6 protein-coding genes are annotated in these 4934 nt (G+C 42.1%); 3 read left to right on the top strand and 3 right to left on the bottom strand.

Annotated elements, in window-relative coordinates:
• Both LX87_RS29065 and LX87_RS28395 read right to left on the bottom strand, forming a co-directional pair.
• Positions 1-291 (bottom strand): hypothetical protein (locus LX87_RS29065; protein ID WP_146624609.1); only part of this gene is annotated, 291 nt, incomplete at its 3' end.
• Positions 292-479: 188 nt separating this feature from the next.
• On the bottom strand, positions 480-1076 hold the full coding sequence (locus LX87_RS28395; protein WP_111631676.1) for a recombinase family protein: 597 nt from the start codon (positions 1074-1076) through the stop codon (positions 480-482).
• Positions 1077-1285: 209 nt separating this feature from the next.
• On the opposite strand from LX87_RS28395, the gene LX87_RS28400 reads away from it, so the two are divergent.
• The 3 genes from LX87_RS28400 to LX87_RS28410 all read left to right on the top strand — a co-directional run bounded on the left by LX87_RS28400 (position 1286) and on the right by LX87_RS28410 (position 3578).
• Positions 1286-1888 carry an AAA family ATPase gene (locus LX87_RS28400; RefSeq protein ID WP_111631677.1) on the top strand — a complete coding sequence of 201 codons (603 nt, stop codon included), beginning with the start codon at positions 1286-1288 and terminating at the stop codon, positions 1886-1888.
• A gap of 5 nt (positions 1889-1893) precedes the next feature.
• A complete protein-coding gene (locus tag LX87_RS28405) occupies positions 1894-2211 on the top strand; it encodes a hypothetical protein (RefSeq protein WP_111631678.1) in 318 nt (105 codons plus the stop codon).
• A 344-nt stretch (positions 2212-2555) separates the two neighbouring features.
• Positions 2556-3578 carry a replication initiation protein gene (locus LX87_RS28410; protein WP_111631679.1) on the top strand — a complete coding sequence of 341 codons (1023 nt, stop codon included), beginning with the start codon at positions 2556-2558 and terminating at the stop codon, positions 3576-3578.
• Positions 3579-4149: 571 nt separating this feature from the next.
• Here the strand turns inward: LX87_RS28410 and LX87_RS28415 are convergent.
• Positions 4150-4934: hypothetical protein (locus LX87_RS28415; RefSeq protein WP_211325395.1), on the bottom strand; the 785-nt coding region annotated here is incomplete at its 5' end.

Genomic DNA, 4934 nt, shown 5'->3' on the forward strand with positions numbered 1-4934 from the left:
ATCTACAATCCCCATGGAGCGAACTGTTTCGAGGCAAAAATCAATGTTGTCCTTCGTAATCAGTTCACTATAACGTGGACCTAATATCTTGCTGGTAAAGCCAACCTTCATTTCTATCCCCTCCATTTTTCGAACAACACTGAGTTCGGCTCGATGCGCAGCAGCAGACCGCTCAATGTTTGCCCATTGAACAGGGATGTTGTGTATGGTTTTTACGGGTGTCAGTCGGTCATAGTTGACCTGTTCCCCTTCTACAGGGTATAGGATTTCTACGTAGTCAAGTTGTAACATTCCTAGTTGTTGTGATAGTTTAACATATACCTTGTACAAAAGTAAGAAAAGGGAATGAGATAATCGCTTAGTAGGTATCCCCAAAAAGGGGATTAATCGCCACTATACAATGAGGTGTCACCGCATGTAAAATGGTAGTTGTACAGCCAAATTTTAAATATTTCCACAAATGTTTGTGTGTACATGAATCATTGTTTAGGTTTTTGGCTAGAGTTGATTTCAACTCCGCGATGACGCAAATACTTGTACAAGGTTGCTTTGGAAATCTTTAAACGTTTAGCGAGTTCGTTTACTCCTAGCTGTTGCTCGTTGTATAACGTTGCCGCAATCATTGCTGTCCGCTGTGCTTCATCCGATAATCCACGAGGGCGTCCTCCTACTCTTCCTCTTGCTCTTGCCGATTTTAATCCGGCGGTTGTTCGTTCAATAATTAAATCACGCTCGAACTCTGCCAACGATGCAAATATGTTGAAAGTCAATCGCCCCTGTGCTGTCGTTGTATTGATTTGGTCCTGCAAACTGATTAGGTCCACGCCGTTTTGTTGCAGTTGGTTGACTAACTCAAGTAGGTCTTTCATTGACCGGCCAAGTCGGTCAAGTTTGAAGATGTATACTTCATCTCCTTTCCTTAGCTCCGACAACATTTTTTCCAGTTGCTGCCTGTCACGTTTTGCTCCAGATACTTTTTCCTTGTAAATCCTTTCACATCCTGCTTTTTCAAGGGCGTCGATTTGGAGTTCTAAGTTTTGGTCTTGCGTTGAGACTCTGGCGTATCCTATCTTCATCTTTTGTTCAACTTACTCATCAGCCTGCAATTTAATAAACTTTGTTTTATTGAACAAGTATAATATACAGCTAAAAGCTTCTTAAAGGCTATATTTTAGCTGATTTCGAGTAAATGGGGTAGTTTATTCAAACGTACGTTTTTTTGAACACCTATTTTAATAGTAAAATATTTTCCTAGCTTTGCGTACACCCATTTTTACAGGAACTCATGAAGGTCATCGCTGTTGTAAATCAGAAAGGAGGTGTTGGAAAAAGTACAATCTCGTTCAATCTGGCTCATTGCTTCGCCAGTGAACTTCGCGTTGGAATTGTCGATGTTGATGCTCAAGGAACAATACGCAACATGGATGATGCCTTGGGAGCAATTGAGCTATTGCCCATTGAACAGCTTTCCACCCTGCGAAGTAAACCTTTCGATGTCGTTGTCATTGACACACCACCTTACTTCTCTGACAGACTGGAAGACGTTTTATCCGTCTCTGATTTTGTCCTGATTCCAGTGAAGCCCAGCTATGTGGATGTTATGGCCTTGAAACCTACTGTAGGTATTGTTCGTCGTCAACAGGAAGTACAACCAGAGCTGAAAGCCGGTATCGTGATTAACATGGCTAAACCTCGAACTTCAATTAATCAAGACATCGATTTTCTGTTACGCGACATCGGCCTTCCGAAAATGGAAGTTACACTTTCTGAGCGTGTAGCTTTTATTCGTTCGTTCGTTACCAACGGTGTATTCGAGGGTGACGATTTACGTGCAATCAACGAAATTACCAATTTGGCCGAGGAGCTTTTAGGACGGTTAGGGATATGAACCAGATGAAAGATAAAAATGAAGTACGACTTCGCGCAATGGCGGAACGGATTCGAAAAACGTCCGAAACACCAACTGTTCACATGGTGGTTCCTGTTGCTCGTTCTGAATCCGAACAGGTATCGGAATCTAAAACTGTCGCACGGACAACATCCGAAAAGGTAAAGGAGTCACAACTTAATGTTCAGATTCAGGTAGACCTGATTGACCGTTTGAAAATTCATGGGATTCGGACAAAAAAGAGCATGAAACAGTTAGTAACAGAAGCCTTGTCAATGTTCCTAGCAGAGGCAGAACACAACGCCTCCAGTGGGAAACTATAAACTTAGTTGCCCCCCCCTAAATGCCTGTTCAATTTGCGTTTTGCTTTTTCGGTCATTCAATTTTTTCGGGTCTGTTGTTTCCAATTTTGTGGCCCTAAATGCCTTTTTGAAGTTCGTGTTCGTATGCAATTGAGTAATAGATTTTATTCTGCAATATTGGGGGCTTTGTAACGTGCTGTAAACCATAGCGCTTGAGCGCTATTATGCATGGAATTGACGGGAATATGCATGGAATTGACGGGGATTTCGACGCTATTATGCATGGAATTGACGGGGGATTTTTCAATTAGCATTGGCATTTTGCATATCCAATGCATTAATTGTATGCGATTAAACCCCTTTTTATGAAATCCGTTAAGGTTTATCAGTCTAACTACCTCACTGCCGCGCGATACGATTACGATGTAATTGAAAAACGAATCGTATATCAGATACTCCTTCATTTAAAGGACAGTCTTTTCATGGATGTTGACGAAAACATCCTTAATCGTGATATGGATATCATAATCCCAGAGAGCCAGTTGAAACGCGTGGACCGCAATGACAACTTTTATAGGGATTATCGTAAAGGAGTGAAACGTCTCCGTGAAAAGGTGTTCAGTATCAATCTTCCTGATGGCTGGATTGAAACCAGCTTTGTACTACGTGGCCAATATCGTACATCTGTTGGGCTGGAATTAACCATTAGCCGAGATGTTCTGGGCTTCCTGTACGACCTGAGCAAAGGCTTCACAGAGCTAGATTTTGCAGTAGCAATTACTTTGCACAGCAAGTATGCTCAGCGATTTTATGAATGGTGTTGTCGCTGGCGCGACATCGGCAAGTTTTCAATGACTCCTGATGAACTACGAGAAAAACTCGAACTAACTCAGGAAACGAAATGGCTGAAGCAGTTTGTGCTTGATGTCGCAGTACGAAGCATAAAAGAGCTCTATGATGAGGGGACATCAGATTTGTACTTTGAATACACTGAAGACCGCAAAGGGCGTGGACGTGGTGGCCGTGTACAAAAATGGCATTTTGTTGTTCGTACTCGTGAACGTAAACCTGTCCGTGACGCACAAAATGATGATGTAATATTCCTGATGGGGGTTTTAAAGCAGGTTTACAGCGACCAGAAGGCTCACTACGACAGGACTATGAACTTTATCATGGAACAGGAAAGGCCACAGATTAAGGCTATTTCAGACCGTATACGGGTTTTGATTGACAAACAGAGTACAAACCGCAAGATAAATCTCGGTGGATACATCCGTCATCTGTTGCGTGAGGATTATGGATTTGAGGAACCGACAGAACAACCTCCTGTTTCCGTGAACGACAATCCAAGGCGGTTAAGCGATATAATGAAAAATGGGCGCAGTTGAATCTACGCCCACACTTTGTCACTCACTTACTTTTTACTCTTCGGGATACGAATCGTTTCAACGATTGTAGTCCTTGGGCGTCTTACAGCCTCTGAAACCGGAATAAATAATCCTGTCGTAGCATCACGACCGATTTTGAAGGTACCTGCTGGTTTTTTCATTAAAGTAGTATCTAATTGTTACGCCAAACAATTTACACAATTAATTTAAACTTTGCAACTTTTTACCTCAAAACGGTAACTTTTTTTTCGAGCAAAAATAGGCCCTTAGAAGCGTTGATTTTTTTCATCAACCCCTGATATGATTTCAGGCAATTGAGGCCCGCTACAAGAGCAAAAGAGGCCTTTAATGTCAATGCTGATTAGGGGCATAGGTAGGTGTCATTTTATTAGGGACGACCACATACTTGCATATACAACAAATACGTAGTCTAACAAAGCCTTACACTGAAAATCCTATATAGGATGGTATATGCCTATCCCATTGAACCAAATTTGTGCCGTGGATTAAAAATGGGTCTGACTGACCTCTCCCACAAATGAACTCCCTAGCTACTGAAACTACGCAGCAGCTAATTCCACCGCTGTTTAATAAGCTCAATCATCTCATTCAGAATGTCGGTCCCTGTTCTGTGATGTCCAGTTCGATTCATTTCGTATTTCTGTGCGATTTTCCTGTAGCCTTCCATCCACCGTGTAACTTTCTTCGGGGCATATTGTCGAACTTCACGTTCGATTTCAGCCCAATTAAACTCGAATTTCTCTAACACAGTCAGTTTTTCAATATCTGACATTGAAAAACCTTTGCGTTGGCGTTCATCCGTACTCAGGTCAAATACACTCGTCAAAATGTCAACCATTGGACTGGCTTTCACATTCAGGATTGATGTGAGCTGATTATCCATCAGATTCAACCTTTTCAGAATTGTTCCACGACCCTGTAGTTTGTGTTCCAATCTTGTAATTCCGTCGAACGAGTTCTCCGGAATGCCGTGAGCGGCCATGAACTCCCTGTTCACTTTTTTGCTGTTCATTTCGACACCCTTACCATACATTTTAAACTGTTCCTTTTGCCGTTGTCGGCCAGCCCTGTTACTACGCAAACCAAAACTGTTTCGTCGCTCTTGTTGGTCCCATTTCAATGGATGTTTGACCAATCGGCTTACAGCACGTCGGTCCTCTTTCGTCATATCGAACTTTATATCCTCCGTTACATGAATGTGATTCGATGTGCTTTTTTGAATCATATCATCAACGTTGAAATCTACAATCCCCATGGAGCGAACTGTTTCGAGGCAAAAATCAATGTTGTCCTTCGTAATCAGTTCACTATAACGTGGACCTAATATCTTGCTGG

The organism is Larkinella arboricola (genome assembly GCF_003259745.1).
In the GTDB taxonomy this organism is placed as follows: domain Bacteria; phylum Bacteroidota; class Bacteroidia; order Cytophagales; family Spirosomataceae; genus Larkinella; species Larkinella arboricola.

What these genes read in the sequence shown, in the direction of transcription:
- LX87_RS28405 (WP_111631678.1), top strand. Translation starts at nt 1,894, where the DNA reads ATGAAAGATAAAAATGAAGTACGACTTCGCGCAATGGCGGAACGGATT.
- LX87_RS28395 (WP_111631676.1), bottom strand. Translation starts at nt 1,076, where the DNA reads ATGAAGATAGGATACGCCAGAGTCTCAACGCAAGACCAAAACTTAGAA.
- LX87_RS28410 (WP_111631679.1), top strand. Translation starts at nt 2,556, where the DNA reads ATGAAATCCGTTAAGGTTTATCAGTCTAACTACCTCACTGCCGCGCGA.
- LX87_RS28400 (WP_111631677.1), top strand. Translation starts at nt 1,286, where the DNA reads ATGAAGGTCATCGCTGTTGTAAATCAGAAAGGAGGTGTTGGAAAAAGT.